Origin of the sequence: Collinsella sp. BA40 (genome assembly GCF_008014645.1) — a bacterium.
Taxonomy (GTDB): Bacteria; Actinomycetota; Coriobacteriia; order Coriobacteriales; family Coriobacteriaceae; genus Collinsella.
Genome location: NZ_VOWY01000007.1, coordinates 119,216 through 135,522 on the forward strand (window position 1 = coordinate 119,216; position 16,307 = coordinate 135,522).

12 protein-coding genes and 3 tRNA genes are annotated in these 16,307 nt (G+C 64.2%); 11 read left to right on the plus strand and 4 right to left on the minus strand.

What is annotated here, in order from left to right:
- Positions 1–298: 298 nt before the first annotated feature.
- The 3 genes from argS (at position 299) to rho (ending at position 5,637) form a co-directional block, all read left to right on the plus strand.
- Positions 299–2,167, plus strand: coding sequence for an arginine--tRNA ligase (argS, locus tag E4J93_RS03040; RefSeq protein ID WP_147588008.1), 1,869 nt, complete (start codon positions 299–301; stop codon positions 2,165–2,167).
- A gap of 357 nt (positions 2,168–2,524) precedes the next feature.
- Positions 2,525–3,205 (plus strand): transaldolase family protein, encoded by a 681-nt coding sequence (locus E4J93_RS03045; protein ID WP_147588009.1) that lies wholly within the window; start codon positions 2,525–2,527, stop codon positions 3,203–3,205.
- Positions 3,206–3,282: 77 nt separating this feature from the next.
- A complete protein-coding gene (rho, locus tag E4J93_RS03050; protein ID WP_255431902.1) occupies positions 3,283–5,637 on the plus strand; it encodes a transcription termination factor Rho in 2,355 nt (784 codons plus the stop codon).
- A gap of 101 nt (positions 5,638–5,738) precedes the next feature.
- Here the strand turns inward: rho and E4J93_RS03055 are convergent, their stop codons facing one another.
- The gene (locus tag E4J93_RS03055) at positions 5,739–6,515 is read right to left on the minus strand and encodes an SDR family oxidoreductase (protein ID WP_147588010.1); all 777 of its coding nucleotides are present in this window, start codon (positions 6,513–6,515) and stop codon (positions 5,739–5,741) included.
- 294 nt (positions 6,516–6,809) lie between these two features.
- Here E4J93_RS03055 and E4J93_RS03060 point away from each other — a divergent pair, with 294 nt between their 5' ends.
- From E4J93_RS03060 to E4J93_RS03085, 6 genes are all read left to right on the plus strand, one after another.
- Positions 6,810–7,949 carry a hypothetical protein gene (locus E4J93_RS03060; RefSeq protein ID WP_147588011.1) on the plus strand — a complete coding sequence of 380 codons (1,140 nt, stop codon included), beginning with the start codon at positions 6,810–6,812 and terminating at the stop codon, positions 7,947–7,949.
- The gene (locus E4J93_RS03065) at positions 7,950–8,411 is read left to right on the plus strand and encodes a VanZ family protein (RefSeq protein WP_147588012.1); all 462 of its coding nucleotides are present in this window, start codon (positions 7,950–7,952) and stop codon (positions 8,409–8,411) included.
- Positions 8,412–8,523: 112 nt separating this feature from the next.
- A tRNA-His gene (locus E4J93_RS03070) sits at positions 8,524–8,600 on the plus strand.
- A gap of 26 nt (positions 8,601–8,626) precedes the next feature.
- Positions 8,627–8,703 (plus strand) — tRNA-Lys (locus E4J93_RS03075).
- A gap of 23 nt (positions 8,704–8,726) precedes the next feature.
- Positions 8,727–8,803, plus strand: a tRNA-Lys gene (locus E4J93_RS03080).
- Between the two features lie 422 nt (positions 8,804–9,225).
- Positions 9,226–11,481, plus strand: coding sequence for a glycoside hydrolase family 3 N-terminal domain-containing protein (locus E4J93_RS03085; RefSeq protein ID WP_147588013.1), 2,256 nt, complete (start codon positions 9,226–9,228; stop codon positions 11,479–11,481).
- A gap of 134 nt (positions 11,482–11,615) precedes the next feature.
- Here E4J93_RS03085 and E4J93_RS08260 read toward each other — a convergent pair whose 3' ends face one another.
- Entirely contained in the window at positions 11,616–12,125 is a 510-nt protein-coding gene (locus tag E4J93_RS08260; protein WP_147588014.1) for a hypothetical protein, read from the minus strand.
- Between the two features lie 54 nt (positions 12,126–12,179).
- Entirely contained in the window at positions 12,180–12,464 is a 285-nt protein-coding gene (locus E4J93_RS08265; RefSeq protein ID WP_255431891.1) for an FAD-dependent oxidoreductase, read from the minus strand.
- 288 nt (positions 12,465–12,752) lie between these two features.
- Here E4J93_RS08265 and E4J93_RS03100 point away from each other — a divergent pair, with 288 nt between their 5' ends.
- Entirely contained in the window at positions 12,753–13,742 is a 990-nt protein-coding gene (locus E4J93_RS03100; RefSeq protein ID WP_147588015.1) for a D-isomer specific 2-hydroxyacid dehydrogenase family protein, read from the plus strand.
- 905 nt (positions 13,743–14,647) lie between these two features.
- On the plus strand, positions 14,648–15,154 hold the full coding sequence (gene bilS, locus E4J93_RS03105) for a flavodoxin family protein BilS (protein ID WP_147588016.1): 507 nt from the start codon (positions 14,648–14,650) through the stop codon (positions 15,152–15,154).
- Between the two features lie 144 nt (positions 15,155–15,298).
- Here bilS and E4J93_RS03110 read toward each other — a convergent pair whose 3' ends face one another.
- Positions 15,299–16,303 (minus strand): GGGtGRT protein, encoded by a 1,005-nt coding sequence (locus E4J93_RS03110; protein ID WP_147588017.1) that lies wholly within the window; start codon positions 16,301–16,303, stop codon positions 15,299–15,301.
- Positions 16,304–16,307 lie beyond the last annotated feature (4 nt).

The following is a 16,307-nucleotide window of genomic DNA, read 5'->3' on the forward strand; positions in this document are numbered from 1 at the left end:
AATGCTCGATACATAAAACACGAGGTATAGGGCATAGTTTACGTTGATAAGCACGGGGTTGGGCATGCAGGGGCCCACGGGGTGCACGGCCGGCGGGGCTTCGAATGGACGGGGTGCGCGGGACTCGTGGAGCCGGTTCGTGTAAGCGTATGCATAGAAGTCTGTCAGCATGCCGATGAATATCGACCGAATGCATAGAAACACTACCAGCGCGTACGTCAGTGTGGTAGAGTATAGGACAATTTTATGCAGGTGCCCTGCGAGACCACCATCTCAGGGCGTATGAAAGGGAGAGCTTATGCCTGAGAAGATTGAAGAGCTGGTACGCGCCGCGCTCGCCGCCGCGCAGGAAGCGGGAGACGTTCCCGCGTTCGACCTCGAGGATTGTGGTCTCGAGCGACCTGCCGACACTTCTCATGGCGAGTGGACCTCCACCTGCGCGATGAAGTCCGCCAAGCTCGCCCACTGCGCGCCGCGCAAGATCGCCGACGCCATCGTGGCCCATATGCCCGAGGACGCTTCCATCTCCAAGGTCGAGGTCGCCGGCCCCGGCTTCATCAACTTCTACCTCAACGCCGCCGCCAGCAACGCCGTTCTGGCCGAGGCGCGTGCCCAGGGCAGGGATTTCGCCAAGTCCAACGTCGGCCAGGGCCTCAAGACCCAGGTCGAGTTCGTTTCCGCCAACCCCGTGGGCCCCATGCACGTGGGCCACGGCCGCTGGGCCGCTCTGGGCGATTCGCTCTGCCGCGTGATGAGCCATGCCGGCTACGATATCCAGCGCGAGTTCTACATCAACGACCACGGCTCGCAGATGGACGTCTTCGGTAACTCCATCTCGTATCGCTATATGCAGCTCATCGAGATCATGGAGAAGGAGGGCCTCGATATCGACGGCGCTCGCGACTTCCTGGCCAAAGATCGCGACAACTACGTGCAGGACGAGGCCGACGAGCACCTGGATTCTCATCCCTACATGGATGCGTTCACCCAGGGCCTGGGCGGCAACGCGTACGGCGGCACCTATATCATCGACGAGGCCGCTACCTTCTATAAGGCCGACGGCGACAAGTGGGCCCATGTTTCCGACGAGGAGCGCGTGCTGTATTTCCGCGAGGCCGGCTACGCCAAGATGGTCGACAACATGCGCGAGCTCTGCCACGAGGTTCGCTGCGACTTCGATAAGTGGTTCTCCGAGCGCACCGTCTACATCAAGGACACCGAGGGCGAGAACGCCGGCACCTCCGCGGTCGACCGCGCCTTCGCCAAGCTCGACGAGATGGGCTACCTCTACAACAAGGACGGCGCCCTGTGGTTCCGTTCCACCGACCTGGGCGACGACAAGGACCGCGTCCTGGTAAAGGCCAACGGCGAGTACACCTACTTCGCTTCCGACGTTGCCTATCACTGGGATAAGTTCCAGCGCGTCGACCATGTTATCGACATCTGGGGCTGCGACCACCACGGCTACATCAACCGCGTCCGCTGCGTCTGCGACGCCCTGGGCTATCCCGGCAAGTTCGAGGTTCTGCTGGGCCAGTTCGTCAACCTGCTGCGCAACGGCAAGCCCATCCGTATGTCCAAGCGCAAGGGCACCATGGTCACCTTCCGCGAGCTCGTGGACGAGGTCGGCGCCGATGCCACGCGCTACACGCTGATCTCTCGCTCCTCCAACCAGGCCATCGACTTCGATATCGAGGCCGTTAAGGAGAAGAGCTCCGATAACCCGGTGTACTACGTGCAGTATGCTCATGCACGCGTGTGCTCCATCCTACGCAAGGCTGCGGGCGTCACGCCCGAGGAGGCCGCCGAGATGGGTATGGAGGCCGTTGCCGCCAAGGCTATCGGCGAGAACGTGGACTACTCGCTGCTCACCGATCCCACCGAGCTCGCGCTGTCCCGTAAGATCTCCGAGCTCGAGGATCTTATCGCCAGCTGCGCTCGCGATCGCGCGCCGTTCCGCCTGACGCACTTCGCCGAGGAGCTCGCTGCCGGTTTCCACAGCTTCTATCAGGCCTGCCAGGTGCTTCCGAGCGAGGGCCGTCCGGTCGACGAAGAGCTTTCCCGTGCACGCCTGGCTGCATGCGACGCCGTTCGCTCCGTGCTCGATCTGGTGCTGAGCCTCATCGGCGTGTCCGCGCCTGCCGTGATGCAGCGCGAGGAGAAGTAATCGCTGCCAACCTGTTGCGTGGTACATCGAACCGCCCAAAAGCCGTGCGCTTTTGGGCGGTTTTCTTATTTCCGGCCTCCCCGGTACTTCCGGCTCGGGTCGCGTGGGGGGCGGGTTTCGCCACATCCTTGGCACCTTCGTGCGCAAACAGCCGAAGCGTATGGGCCCATGCCCCTCGTACTGCAGTTTTGGTAATTTTCAGCCAGGTGCGAGAACGGCTGTGATACACTCACGATATGCATGGTACGGACATGCACCCTCGCATATTCCTCAAATCCCAATGATGAGCATTTGAATAACGCCTTGTTTTCGCTTGTTGTCATATCCGTGTAAACGGGGGAAATAGGAGGTCCCATCATGAAGTTCTTCATCGATACAGCGGATTTGGCGGAAATCGCCGAAGCAAAGAGCTGGGGCTGCCTGGCGGGCGTCACCACCAATCCGTCGCTGTACGCGAAGACCGGGGGCAAGCTCGCCGATTTCGAGTCGCATATGCTCAAGATCGCCGATCTGTGCGAAGGCTTGCCGGTATCGGTGGAAACCACCGCGTCCACGGTGGAGGGCATGGTCGAAGACGGCCTGAGGTTCTCTTCGCTCGCTCCCAATATCGTGGTCAAGGTCCCCATATGCGAGGCCGGCCTGGCGGCGTGCCGCATGCTGGCCGACAAGGGCGTTCGCGTGAATATGACGCTCGTGTTCTCCGCCACGCAGGCGCTGCTCGCAGCCAATGCGGGCGCTCGATACGTGAGCCCGTTCATAGGCCGTTTCGACGATATCGCGGAAGACGGCATAGCCCAGCTTGCAGACGTTGTGGCCTGTTTGGGGAACTACGACTGGAGCGGGAAGAACGTGGACAGTCGCGTCGAGATCATCGCTGCATCGGTTCGCACGCCGCTGCATGTGACCAAGGCCGCGTTGCTGGGTGTCGACATCGCTACCGTGCCATTCAAAACGCTGAGCAAGTGCCTCAAGCATCCTCTGACGGATCGGGGAATCGCACTGTTTGAGGCCGACTGGAAGAAAGTTGAGCAGGCATAGTGACTGAAGAGAATAGGGACGAAGTCGCTTCGATGCCGGCGCAGATGCCGGCGCCCGTCGAGGCGGGTGATGGCGCCATGCGCCCGCGCCCCGTTGAGTCGGCGGAGGGCCAGGGGCCCCTGGATGGCGGGGAAGCGCCCGCGCCCGCGCCCCGTCGGCGCGGCAGGAAGCCCAAGGACGCCCGTCCCCAGGCCGATGCGAAGGCTTCGCAGGTTTCCGGGGATGCCCGCGAGCAGCATGATGCTGTAGCGGATCCTGCGCGCGAGGACGCGGCCACTGCCGAGAAGCCGGCGCCCAAGCGCACGCGCAAGCCGCGTGTGAAGAAGGCGGCGCCCGCGGCAGCGGCGGAGGGCGAGCCCTCTGCCGAGACGCTGCAGGCTCGTGCGCTCGCCCAGATCTCGCAGGCATCGGTCGAGCGCCGTCAGCGCCGTATCGAGAAGCGCGCCGTCGAGATGCTCGCCGGCGGGGATGCTCCGGCTCCCGTCGAAGACACGGGATCGGCCGGCGTTGCGGACGCGACGGAGGAGAAGCCGGTCGCCGTGAGGCGTGCCGCTGCGCGCAAGAAGCCCGCTCGTGCGGCTTCGGCGGACGCGCCCGTTTCGGATGGCGCCCCGTCTGCAGCGGAGCCGGCGGCGCCCGCGCCCACGGACGAGGCGCCCGCGCCCGCGCCCGCCATCGAGATCCCGTTCGTCGACCCCGCCCTGCGTCCGAATCGCCGCGGCAGGAAGCCTAAGGCGTACGTAGAGGCGGAGCGCGCCGCCGCCGCGGCCCTCGAAGCCGCTCAGCGCGCCGCGCTCGAGGCCGCCCAGCGAGATGCGGCTGCAGGCGAGGGCGATACGGCTGCCGCCGAGCAGCGCTCGCCCGAGACCGAGCAGCAGGCGGCATCCGATTCGCGCGAAGCCAAGGCCGAGCGCGATGTGCGTCCCGGCAGGAGCCGTCGCGCCTCCAAGGAGAAACGCGACGGCGAGCAGGTTGCGCGCAACGACGAGCAGGCCGCTTCGGAGGGTAAGGCCAAGCGCGCCCATAACGACCGCAAGCGCGCGCACGGCGAGGACCGCGCCGAGCAGAAGCAAGGCGCCGGCGATCGCGCCGACAAGCGTGCCAACCGCCAGCAGAACAACCGCAAGAATCGCAACAACCGCTTCAACGCGCCCTCCGAGCCCTCGCTCTCGCGCGAGGAGCTTGCGGGTTATAAGGTGGCCGAGCTGCGCGAGAAGGCCAAAGAGCTCGAGATCGACTATGCCGGCATGAAGAAGGCCGAGCTCGTCGAGGAGGTCTATACGGCCGCTGCGCGCGCCGAGGGCTTCCGCGACCTCGAGGGCATCCTGGATATCACGCACGACGGCTTCGGCTATATTCGCGCTCGCGGCTATATGCCCAGCCGTGACGACGCCTTCGTTCCCGCGAACATGATCCGCGGCATGGGCCTGCGTGCGGGCGACTACATCTGCTGCTCGCTGCGTCCGTCGCGCGCGAACGACAAGTTCCCCGGCGTGGCCAAGATCGCCAGCGTCAACGGCAACGACCCCGAGACGATGAAGCGCCGCCCCAAGTTCGCCGACCTTACGCCGATCTACCCCAATGAGCCGTTGAAGATGGAGCACGGCCGCGATTCCATCACCGGCCGCGCGATCGATATCGTGGCCCCGGTCGGCAAGGGCCAGCGCGGCCTCATCGTGTCCCCGCCCAAGGCGGGCAAGACCACGATCTTGAAGAAGATCTGCCAGGCCATCGCTACCAACAATCCCGAGGTGCACCTGATCTGTCTGCTGGTTGACGAGCGCCCCGAAGAGGTCACCGATATGCAGCGCTCCATCAAGGGCGATGTGGTGGCTTCCACGTTCGACATGCCCGCCGACAACCACACGCGCGTGGCCGAGCTTGTGATCGAGCGCGCGAAGCGCCTGGTCGAGATGGGTGAGGACGTCGTGGTGGTCCTCGATTCCATTACGCGCCTCGCGCGTGCCTACAACCTCGCGGCTCCCGCGTCCGGCCGTATCCTGTCCGGCGGCGTGGACTCGGCCGCGCTGTACCCGCCCAAGCGGTTCCTGGGCGCCGCCCGCAACATCGAGAACGGCGGATCGCTTACGATCTTGGCGTCTGCGCTGGTCGATACGGGTTCCAAGATGGACGAGGTCATCTTCGAGGAGTTCAAGGGCACCGGCAACATGGAGCTCAAGCTCGACCGCGACCTGGCCGATCGCCGCATCTTCCCCGCGATCGATCCGGTCCAGTCCGGTACGCGCAACGAGGACCTGCTGGTCGAGAAGAGCATGCAGCCTTTCGTATGGGGCATCCGCCGCATCCTGGCAAACATGAACAACACCGAGCGCGCCGCCGCGGCGTTCATCAAGGGGCTGAAGGGGACCGATACCAATCAGGAGTTCCTGATCCGCTCTGCGAAGAAGGCGGCCGATCACGAGGTCATGTAACGCCTCGCTCCTTCATTGGTCATATGACGACGCCCTGCCGTGTATTGGTATACGGCAGGGCGTCGTGCTTACACAGAAGGTATCGCAAGAGGGGCGGGGCGCTAGAAGACGCCCAGGGCGCGCTCGATCTTGAGGGCGAGCTCGTAGGGGGCTATGCGAGAGATGGCGTAGAGGGCTTTCATGTCGAGCGCCGGGATGCACAGGCTCTTGCCCGCGCGGGAGGCTTTGAGCGCGGCGTGCGCGACGTCGGCGATGCGCTCGAATCCGATGACGGTCATCGCACGCGCCGCCTCGTCGTCGCCCGGGGCGTCGAGGAATTCGGTCTTCATGAACTTGGGGCACACGGCGGTTACATGGATGCCGACTTCGCGGAGCTCGGCATCGAGGGAGCGGGAGAGGTCCAGGATGAAGCGCTTGGCTGCGGAGTAGACGGCCAGGCGGGGCTGGGGGACGAATGCCGCCACGCTGGCGATATTGATGATGCGCGACCCTTCGTGCATGAAGGGGAGGCTGCGGTAGATGAGTTCGACCGGGGCCTGCATGAGCAGCTGCATCATGCCGCGGGACGCGCTTGCGTCCTGGCAAGCGAAGTCTCCGAAGGAGCCGAAGCCCGCATTGTTGACGAGCAGCGCCACGTGGATATCGTCGCTTTCCTGCAGGGCGTGCTCGATGGTGTCGAACGAGTCCGATTGGGTAAGGTCGAGGCAGAAGCCGCGAATGGCGGTGGCGCAGGTGCGCTCGAGCGCCTCGAGACGTTCGGCGCGTCGCGCGACGACCCAGATCTCGTCGAGCGGGCCCATCTCGCCGCGGTCGAGCCTGAGAACGAATTCACGACCCAGTCCCGATGAGGCGCCCGTTACGATGGCGATATGCTTCATGGTGCATCCTTTTGCGTAGTAGGTGTTCGGCATACGTTCTTGTTCCCGAAAGCGCGTCGCACCATACGGACGAGCGCGCGCCGGACGCGGCGTGTTTTATTGCAAATACCCGCGGGTTCTCGCATAATAGCGGGTAATGTTCGCGACGGAAACACACAGATGAAACGAACTCCAATCCGTTGCACGCGCGGCGCGCCCTCGGGCTCGCCCCATCACTTCTCCTCGCGGGCGTTGCGGGTGGCCGTTGCGGCGGCTGCCGGATAGATGCATCGTTTATCAGGCGGGAGGAACCCCATGGCATCACAACAGCATGCGCATCGCTCGACGGTGATCGCGGTGTCCAGCGGTTTTGCGCTGGCGGTGCCGCTGTCCGCCTATGCAGCCACGCTGCCGTTCGAGGCGGCTCATGACGCGGTGCGCACCGCGGGCCTTCCGTTTGCGCTGGGCGCGTTTGCAGGTATGGGCGCCTATGCCTTGACGTCGGCATATTACGAGGCGAAGGACGGCGCCGCTGTCGAGAAGAGCGAGCGGGAGGCGCAGCCCGAGCCGCAGGTCGCAGAAAAGGATCAGCTTGGAGTTACGGGGATCTTCCGTCGTCGCGAAGATGACTCCGTTCCGGTTATCTCGCGCGCGGTCGATGCGCTGAGCGAGGCCGAGGCCTGGGCCGAGATCGATCGCCTGCTCGAAGAGGATTCTCCCGTGAGCTGCGACGCCGCTACGTCGAAGGACATCTATCAGATCGCGCTCGAGGAGCTTGCTCGCGCAGCGGGCTCTGCTCCCTCTCCGGATTCGGGCGTCGATCCGAGCGCCGGCGTGACGAACCCGGTTGCGCTGATGGAAAGCGGGTCGCCGACATCCGCGATGGACCAGGCTGCCGTGGATGCGGCCATAGAGGCGCAGCGAACGATGCGGCTCGACGCCGACGAGCTCGCCATGGCCCAGATGACGGCCCAGCTTGCCTGCGACGCCATCGATCTTGACGAGCCTTCGGGCGTGTTTCCCGCTTCGGCTGTCGAGGACGCGGCCGCGGCGCCGTCCGATGCCCTGCCGTCGGACCAGGCGTGCGATCGCAAGGATGCGACGGAAGACGCTTCGACCCTGGATGCGGCGAGCGCGCTCGCGTCCGCGGCGGAAGAGCTTGCGGTCCGTGCGGCCAATGGCGGCCCGATCGACGGCGACGATGCGGTGCAAGAGGTCGTTATGGTGGACTACAGCGGCCATGAGGCGATGTGGGCCGCGGCCATCGCCATTCTAGAGGAGGACCTGCCCCCGCTTTCGGCTGATGCGCACCGTGCGGGTGCCGCCTCTGATCTTGGTGCGGCATCGTCCGGCGCGGGCGGGGGAGCGGCGTCGGCGCGCAAGGCCGGCCGCGAATATCTGAGCGTCATCGAGGGCGGCACGGCCTCTATGCCCGCTTTGAAGGTGGAACCGTAGATGCGCTCCAAGATATCGATTCGCTGGCCCTGGGTGTTCGCCTCGCTGGTTATGTGCGCGTTCATCTGGGGCAATTCGCTGGTCCCCGGCACCCAGAGCGGGGAGGCCAGCCACGCGGTTCTCGACCTCGTCCACGGCGTACTGCAGATGGTCGGTTTGCCCTACGAGTGGATGACCAACTTCGTTATTCGCAAGATCGGCCATTTTACCGAATACGCCCTGCTGGGAGTCTGCGTTTCGCAGGCCCTCGACGGCTTGGGGACGTGCGATCGACGTGCGATGCTGGCGAGCGCGGCGGTACTGGCCCTGGTGCCCTCGCTCGACGAGACCATTCAGCTGTTCGTGAGCGGGCGAGCCGGCATGGTGTCCGATGTGCTGCTCGATTGCACGGGCGCGGCGTTTGGCGTGGCCATGCGCTGCCTTGTTCGTAGGTTGGGAAAGCGTGGAAGCGCTCGCTCTTGACCAGCGGAAATCCTGGTTGCCGGATGATTCCCAAACTTTTTCGAAATTCTCGCTTGCATCGCGGAGAATTCCGTTGCATAATAGCCTAGCGCTTCGCGCGAGTGAAGACATGGTGGGTGTAGCTCAGTTGGCTAGAGCGACGGGTTGTGGTCCCGTAGGTCGAGGGTTCGAGTCCCTTTACCCACCCCACGCTTCCTCTTGAAGTTGACATAGTTGGATCGTTAGCTCAGCTGGCTAGAGCAGGGGACTCTTAATCCCAAGGTCCAGGGTTCGAATCCCTGACGATCCACCATTCTTCTTCATACTTACATAGTTGGATCGTTAGCTCAGCTGGCTAGAGCAGGGGACTCTTAATCCCAAGGTCCAGGGTTCGAATCCCTGACGATCCACCATCGTAATCTCCAGCCCCTCCCAAGGGGCTTTTTTATTATCTGTCGCGTTGGCCAGTGGTGTTCGTCTACGGGTGCTGCGGCAGCGGGACGAGCTTGCATTAGCTCATGGTGTGGCGCGCGTCTTCGTGACGTGGTCTCGGCGCTGCCGGCAGGTAACCCCGTTTGCATATTCCTATAGGGCGCTATCGAATGATGCGTAGCGAGTAGGCGCACGCTGCCGTGCGCTTTCCTACTCATCGGTCGAGCCAATGTTGCGTTTGCGGCTGAAAACCTACCGTCTACCGATACAGACTTATACGAAATGTAAAACTATTTGTTCAATAAGTAATTGATGCAATTCTGCATAGGCATGGCTCATATGGATGCTTTATCTGTATAAAGTGCTATCCATGTAGTCATGTGCAACAAAAAGGAGGATTTGTATGTCGCATAACCTGCAGGCAGATCGCGCCGTAACCCGTCGCGGCCTTTTTGCCGGAACCGCCGCGCTGGCCGTGACCCTGGGCCTCACCGCGCGCCCGCGCAACGCCGTCGCCCAGACGTCTGCCGCTGCTGCCGGCTCGGTGGAGGAGATCCTCGCCGGCATGACGCGCCGTCAGAAGATCGAGCAGATGATCATGCCCGACTTCCGTAAGTGGACCGTTAACGGTTCCGAGCAGGATATGACGGTTCTGCCCGCCGAGGTCGCCGACGCCATCGACCGCTATAACTTCGGCGGCGTGATCCTCTTCGCGAACAACGTGAAGGAGACCCCGCAGACCCTCAAGCTCGCCATGGATATGCAGGACGCCGCGGTTCGCAATACCGCCCAGGAGCAGTTCGGCGATATCCCGCTGCTGCTTACCATCGACCAGGAGGGCGGCATCGTCTACCGTCTTGGCTCCGGTACCGCGCTGCCCGGCAACATGGCTGTGGGCGCCACCCGCAGCGTCGATAACTCCCGCCTTGCCGGCGAGGTCATCGGCCGCGAGCTCTCCGCGCTCAAGCTCAACGTGAACTTCGCGCCGGTCCTCGACGTCAACAACAACCCGAACAACCCGGTTATCGGCCTGCGCTCCTTCTCCAGCAACCCCGACCTCGTGTCCGAGCTGGGCGTCCCCATGATCGAGGGCATGCAGGAGTACAACGTCGCCACCGCCGCCAAGCACTTCCCCGGCCATGGTGACGCCGCCACCGACTCCCATGTGGGCCTGCCGCGCATCGAGAAGACCAAGGAAGAGCTCGAGGCCTGCGAGTTCGTGCCGTTCAAGGCCGCTATCGCCGCCGGCGTCGACATGGTCATGACCGCGCACATCCAGTATCCCAAGATCGAGACCAGCAAGGTTCCCGTCGTGGGCCAGGAGGGCGTGGAGATGGAGATCCCCGCTACGCTCTCCAAGATCTTCATGACCGATATCCTGCGTACTGAGATGGGCTTCAAGGGCGTTTCCATCACCGACGCCCTCAACATGGACGCCATCTCCAAGAACTTCGGCGAGACCGATGCCGTGAAGCGCGCCTTCCTGGCGGGCGTCGACATCGCCCTCATGCCCATGGTGCTTCGCACCACCGCCGACCTTGAGAAGCTCGGTAAGATGATCGACGACCTCGAGGCCGACCAGGAGATCACCGACGAGCGCCTCAACGAGTCCGTCCAGCGCATCCTCGAGCTCAAGAAGCGCCGCGGCATCCTGTCCTATGCCCAGGACACTGGCAGCTACGAGGAGTGCCTGCCTGTCGCCCAGGCCAAGGTGGGCTCCGACGAGAACCGTGCCGCCGAGCGCGAGATCTCTGCCGACGCCGTGACCGTGGTGAAGAACGAGGGCGGCGTGCTGCCGTTCCGCGTCAAGCCCGGCGAGCACGTGCTGCTGGTCCCGGCGTGGGCCAACGAGCATCCCGGTATGGAGCTCTCCATGCGTCGCCTGATCGACGAGAAGATCCTGCCGAGCGATATGACGTACGAGACCATCGACTACGCCAGCTCGTACAAGGATATGAACGAGGCCGCCGCTGCCATCTGCGAGAAGGTGAAGGGCGCGAACTACGTCGTCGTCATCTCCGAGGTCGGCACCGCTAACAACCTCAACCCCGAGGTCGTCGCCAAGGGCAGCACCTTCGTGCCCACCCGCGTCTCGCTTGCCGCCAAGGAGGCCGGCGTGCCCTGCGCCGTCCTGAGCATCTCCAAGCCCTACGACGTTGCCATGTACACCGACGCCCCCGCCGTGGTGGCCGCGTACGGCAACAAGGGCATGGATCCCACCGAGGCGCTCATGCCCGATGCGGCCTTCGGTCCCAACGTGCCCGCCGGCGTCGAGGTCATCTTCGGCGGCCATGACGCCCAGGGCAAGCTGCCGGTCGATGTCTTTGGCACGAAGCTGGTAGAGGGCAAGACCGTCATCGATACGGACAAGGTCGTCTATCCGTTCGGCACCGGCCTGTTCTACGAGAAGCTCAAGCCCGAGAGCTGGCTGCCGACGCCCGAGCCCGAGCCCCAGCCGCAGCCCCAGCCCCAGCCGCAGCCGCAGCCGGGTACCCCGGGTGGCACCACGGGCGGCTCGAGCAAGCCCAGCAAGCCCAGCGGTGGCGCTCTGCCTCAGACGGGCGATCCCGCTACCTTCATGATGGGTGCAGCCGCCGTTATGGGCGCAGCTGCCGTTGCCGCAGGTATGAAGGGCGCGGACCAGTCCGACGAGGAGTAACCGTCCCCGCTTCCGGCATGCGCCGAGAGCGCGACGCCGTATGATCGAGGCGCCGAGGTCCCGTGTGAAAGCGGGCCTCGGCGCCTTTTTCCTGCAATGGGATACGGCTACCCCGGCGGCTGCGGCGTTGCGCTCTATGCCCGTTCGAGCCAGGTGAGCGATGGGGCTGCAAGGGCCGGGTCCTGCGCGGGCGCGTCAGTGCGGCTGTGCGCGCCGCGGCTCTCGGGGCTGGCCTTCATGGCAGCGAGCATGCTGCTGGCAAGGACCAGCTGGTTGAGGATTCGTTCGCGGCGTGAGATGGGGGCGAGCCCTGCCGATGGATCCGTGGCGTCGATGGTGCGGGAGCGCTTCGCGATATCGCGTCGAATCTTGACGACGCGCTCGAGAGCGGATGCGAGCCCGGTATCCGAGCGATCGATCATGGCGGCGCGTTGCATGACGGCTGCAAGGTCCTTGGAGGCGTTTTGAGCGGCTGTTGGGCTTACAGCGAGGTCGAACTTGGCGAGGTGTCCCTGTGGGTCGAAATCGGGTGTCTGGTTGCCTGTGGGCGCAAGGGCATAGCGGCCGGCGGCAGCTCCCGCGCGCCGGCCGAAAACGACGCCGTTGGCACTCGAGAGGCCGCCGATGCGGTCGGCGCCGTGCATGCCGCCGGTGATCTCGCCGCATGCGTAGAGCCCTTCGACGCCGGGCGATTCGAGTCAGTCGATCGCAGGCAACAGCCCGCCTACGAACGTCTCCACGAGGGCGGGGTCTGCTGCCCCGCAGCCTACATCGAGGATGGTGCGCATCAGGTCGCGTTCATCGTCCGCGTCGGCGGGGGCGATGAGGCCGAGCCCCCAGGTGCCTGGAAAGAAGCTCGAACCCGAGAACAGGCGGCCCTTGCTTGCCAGGACGACGCGCGCGCCGGCGCGGCCCGCCTCGATGGCGGCGACGACGCCGGCGATGCCGGAGCCGATGACGAGCACATCGCATGAGTGCATCATGATCTCATCCTCTCGTTGGGGAACGACTCGAGTATAGGCGTGCGTCCCCAGGTGCCTGCCGCGCGATATGCGGGTGGATTCCGGCTTGCCGCGTGCGGCGCCGAATCGAACGTGCTCGCATGCGCGGCCTACACGGCTCCGCTTGGGACCGGGCGGTTTTTGGCCGCTTACCTGCCGGCCTGCGTCGGCTTGCCCCTTCGCGTCAAGGCTGCCTGCAACTTGTTCTTGCACGGGGCTTTCGGGTATACATGGGCGTAGATATGTACCCGGACATCTATGGAGGTCCCTATGAAGATCAAGCTCTACGAGCTACGCGACGACGAGCGCGCCGTCCTCGATCGCGTGGTGTCCGCGCTGCCCGCGGGTTTCGAGCTCGAGTCTACGGGCGAGACGCTTCGCCCGGATAACCTCGACACCCTCGACGGTGCTGAGGCCATCGTGATCGTGAACAAGAGCCCGCTCGACGAGGCCATGCTTGCCCAGCTGCATGGGCGCGGCGTGCGCTTCGTGGCCACGCGCAGCATCGGCTTCAACCACATCGATATCGATGCCGCTCGTAAGCTGGGCATCCGCGTATGCAACACCACTTATCCGCCGTATGGCGTCGCCGAGTTCGCGGTGATGCTCATGCTCATCGCGCTGCGCAAGTACAAGCCCGCCCTCTGGCGCCAGCAGGTGAACGATTACTCGCTCGCCGGCCTGCAGGGCCGCGAGCTTCGCAACCTCACCGTGGGCGTGATGGGTACCGGACGCATCGGCCGCGCGGTTATCGAGTACCTCTCGGGCTTCGGTTGCAAGATCTTGGCGTACGATCCCTATCCCGCGGCCGATCTGGTCGAGCGCGGGCTCGTCACCTATGTGGAGCTCGACGAGCTCTATGCGTGCAGTGACCTTATCACCCTCCATATGCCGCTCATGGACGCCACGCGCGGCATCATCGACGCGGGCGCCTTGGCCAAGATGCGCGACGGCGTGGTGCTCGTCAACGTGAGCCGCGGCGAGCTCATGGACGTTCCCGCGCTTATCGACGGCATCGAGTCGAGGAAGATCGGCGCCCTGGCTATGGACGTATTTGCCGAGGAGGACGGCATCTACCACGTCAACCGCACGCACGATATCCTGGCCAACCGCGACATGGCCTATCTGCGCCAGTTCCCCAATGTGGTGCTCACGCAGCACATCGCGTTCTACACCGATGTGGACGTGGACTCCATGGTCGAGCAGGGCGTCGGGGGCGTCGTGGCCATGGCGACGGGGCGGTGCGACACCGAGCTGTAGATGTCGCATGGTACCTGCTCGTTTGTATGAACGATCGCGTTATCGGCGGGCTTCCACATGGTGGTACCATGCGGAAGCCCGCCGCCGTGCGAGCCCGTTTGCAACTATAAGGTCCATGTGTACGGCAACCGCAGCGCTATCTGCTGGGCGAGCGGGCTGCGGAGCCCCGTTTCGGGCGGTTGCAACGCGAAATCAAAAGACCTGCGTGCAATCTTGCCGACTTTTCCCATCAAAAATGAAAAATGAATTCTATACCGAATGAGAGGGATTATAAAACTCCAGGTAAACGCGGTGTAAACAATGGTGAAAAGGTGGTCTACTTGAGGTCTTTGAAAAAGGATGGGAAAAGTCGGCAAGATTGCATTTGTGCGGTATGCGGTGGCCTGGACGATGCCGGGATGTGCGCCGTAGCGACCGGAACGATGCCCAGGTGTGCACCGTAGCGACTGGAACGATGCCGGGTGTGCACCGTAGCGGCCGGAACGATGCCGGGATGTGCACCGTAGCGACCGGAGCGATGGCCGGGTGTGCACCGTAGCGGCTGCGATGATGCTGGAATGTGTGCACCGTTGGCAGGGACGTACCCCCGGTGACCCGGACATGCGCTGCGGATTCATGGGCGAAAGCGGACCGAGGCAGAAAACGAGCCTGGCGTGTAGAACACCGAGGTCGCAGCGGGGAGGCGCGCGGCCCGCAGGCTACAGCGGTTGCTGGTTCCCATCACGCGCATTTTTCTTGAACCCGTGTGAGCCTGCGGGTCCCCTGGGCGCGAATGATGACTATCCGCGGCTCGAGTGTGTGCGCGGTCGGCGGTGATGGCGGTACGTGTTCGCACGGCGCGTTTGAATGCCGAGTTATGGGTAGAAGCGCATGGTCGTTCAGCATATCGAGAGAGGAGCGCGCATATGAGGTACGCGATCGTATGGGGCAGCAAGACCGGCAACACCGAGCTGCTCGCGCGGTCGGTAGGCGAGGCGGTGGACGGCGGCGAATGCATCTACATGGGTGCGCCGTGCGACGAAGCCCTGGCGGCCGACCGCATCTACGTTGGCTTTTGGACGGACAAGGGAACCTGCGACAAGGAGGTCGCCCTGTTCCTGCCCCGCCTTGGCGAGCAGGAGGTATTCCTCTTTGGAACCGCGGGCTTCGGAGGCTCCCAGGCGTACTTCGACCAGATCATGGCCCGCGTGCTCAAGCTGGTGCCCGGCACCGTAACCGTGGTGGGCGCCTTCATGTGCCAGGGCAAGATGGGGCCGGCCGTGCGCAAGCGCTATGAGGCGATGCGGGAGGGCGGGGCTCCGGCAGAGCAGGTCGACGCCATGATCGCCAACTTCGATGCCGCGCTCTCGCATCCAGATGACGACGACATCGCGGACCTGAGGCGGGCCGTGCTGGCTACGCTGCCGCGATAGCGCGGCGAGCTCGATCGGAGCCGTGCCTGCGCCTGCAGGGCCGCTGGCTTCACCGGGTAACGAAAAGGCCGCCATCCGTGAGGATGGCGGCCTTGTTCATGCTTCGGACGAGCTTGCAATGCAGCTCGATGAGGCAAGACGCTCTTAGGCGTTGAGGGCGGCGTTCACTGCGACGGCGCAAGCGACGGTGGCACCGACCATGGGGTTGTTGCCCATGCCGATGAGGCCCATCATGTCGACGTGCGCGGGCACCGAGGAGGAGCCGGCGAACTGGGCGTCGGAGTGCATGCGGCCCATGGTGTCGGTCATGCCGTAGGAGGCGGGGCCGGCAGCCATGTTGTCCGGGTGCAGGGTACGGCCGGTACCGCCGCCGGAAGCGACGGAGAAGTACTTCTTGCCAGCCTCGAGGCGCTCCTTCTTGTAGGTGCCAGCGGTGGGGTGCTGGAAGCGCGTGGGGTTGGTGGAGTTACCGGTGATCGAGATGTCGACGTTCTCGTGCCACATAACGGCAACGCCCTCGCGGACGTCGTCGCAGCCGTAGCAGTTAACGGCGGCGCGGGGACCATCGGAGTAGGGGATCGTGTTAACGACCTTGAGCTCGCCGGTGTAGTAGTCGAACTCGGTCTGCACGTAGGTGAAGCCGTTGATGCGGGCGATGATCTGAGCGGCGTCCTTGCCGAGGCCGTTCAGGATGACGCGCAGGGGCTTGGTGCGGGCCTTGTTAGCGTTGAGGGCCAGCTTGATGGCGCCCTCGGCGGCGGCGAAGGACTCGTGGCCGGCCAGGAAGGCGAAGCACTCGGTGTCCTCGGAGAGGAGCATGGCGCCCAGGTTGCCGTGGCCCAGACCGACCTTGCGGTCCTCGGCGACGGAGCCCGGAACGGTGAAGGCCTGGATGCCCTCGCCGATCAGGGAAGCGGCCTCGGAAGCGCTCTTGGCGCCCTTCTTGATGGCCAGGGCGCAGCCCAGGGTGTAGGCCCACTCGGCGTTCTGGAACGCGATGGACTGGGTGTCGTGAACGATCTCGCGAGCGTTTACGCCCTTGTCGAGGCAGATCTGCTCGGCTTCCTCGAGGGAGGCGATGCCGTTCTCGGCGAGGCAGGCGTTGATCTTCTCAACGCGGCGCTCGTAACCTTCAAAGGTAACAGCCATTATT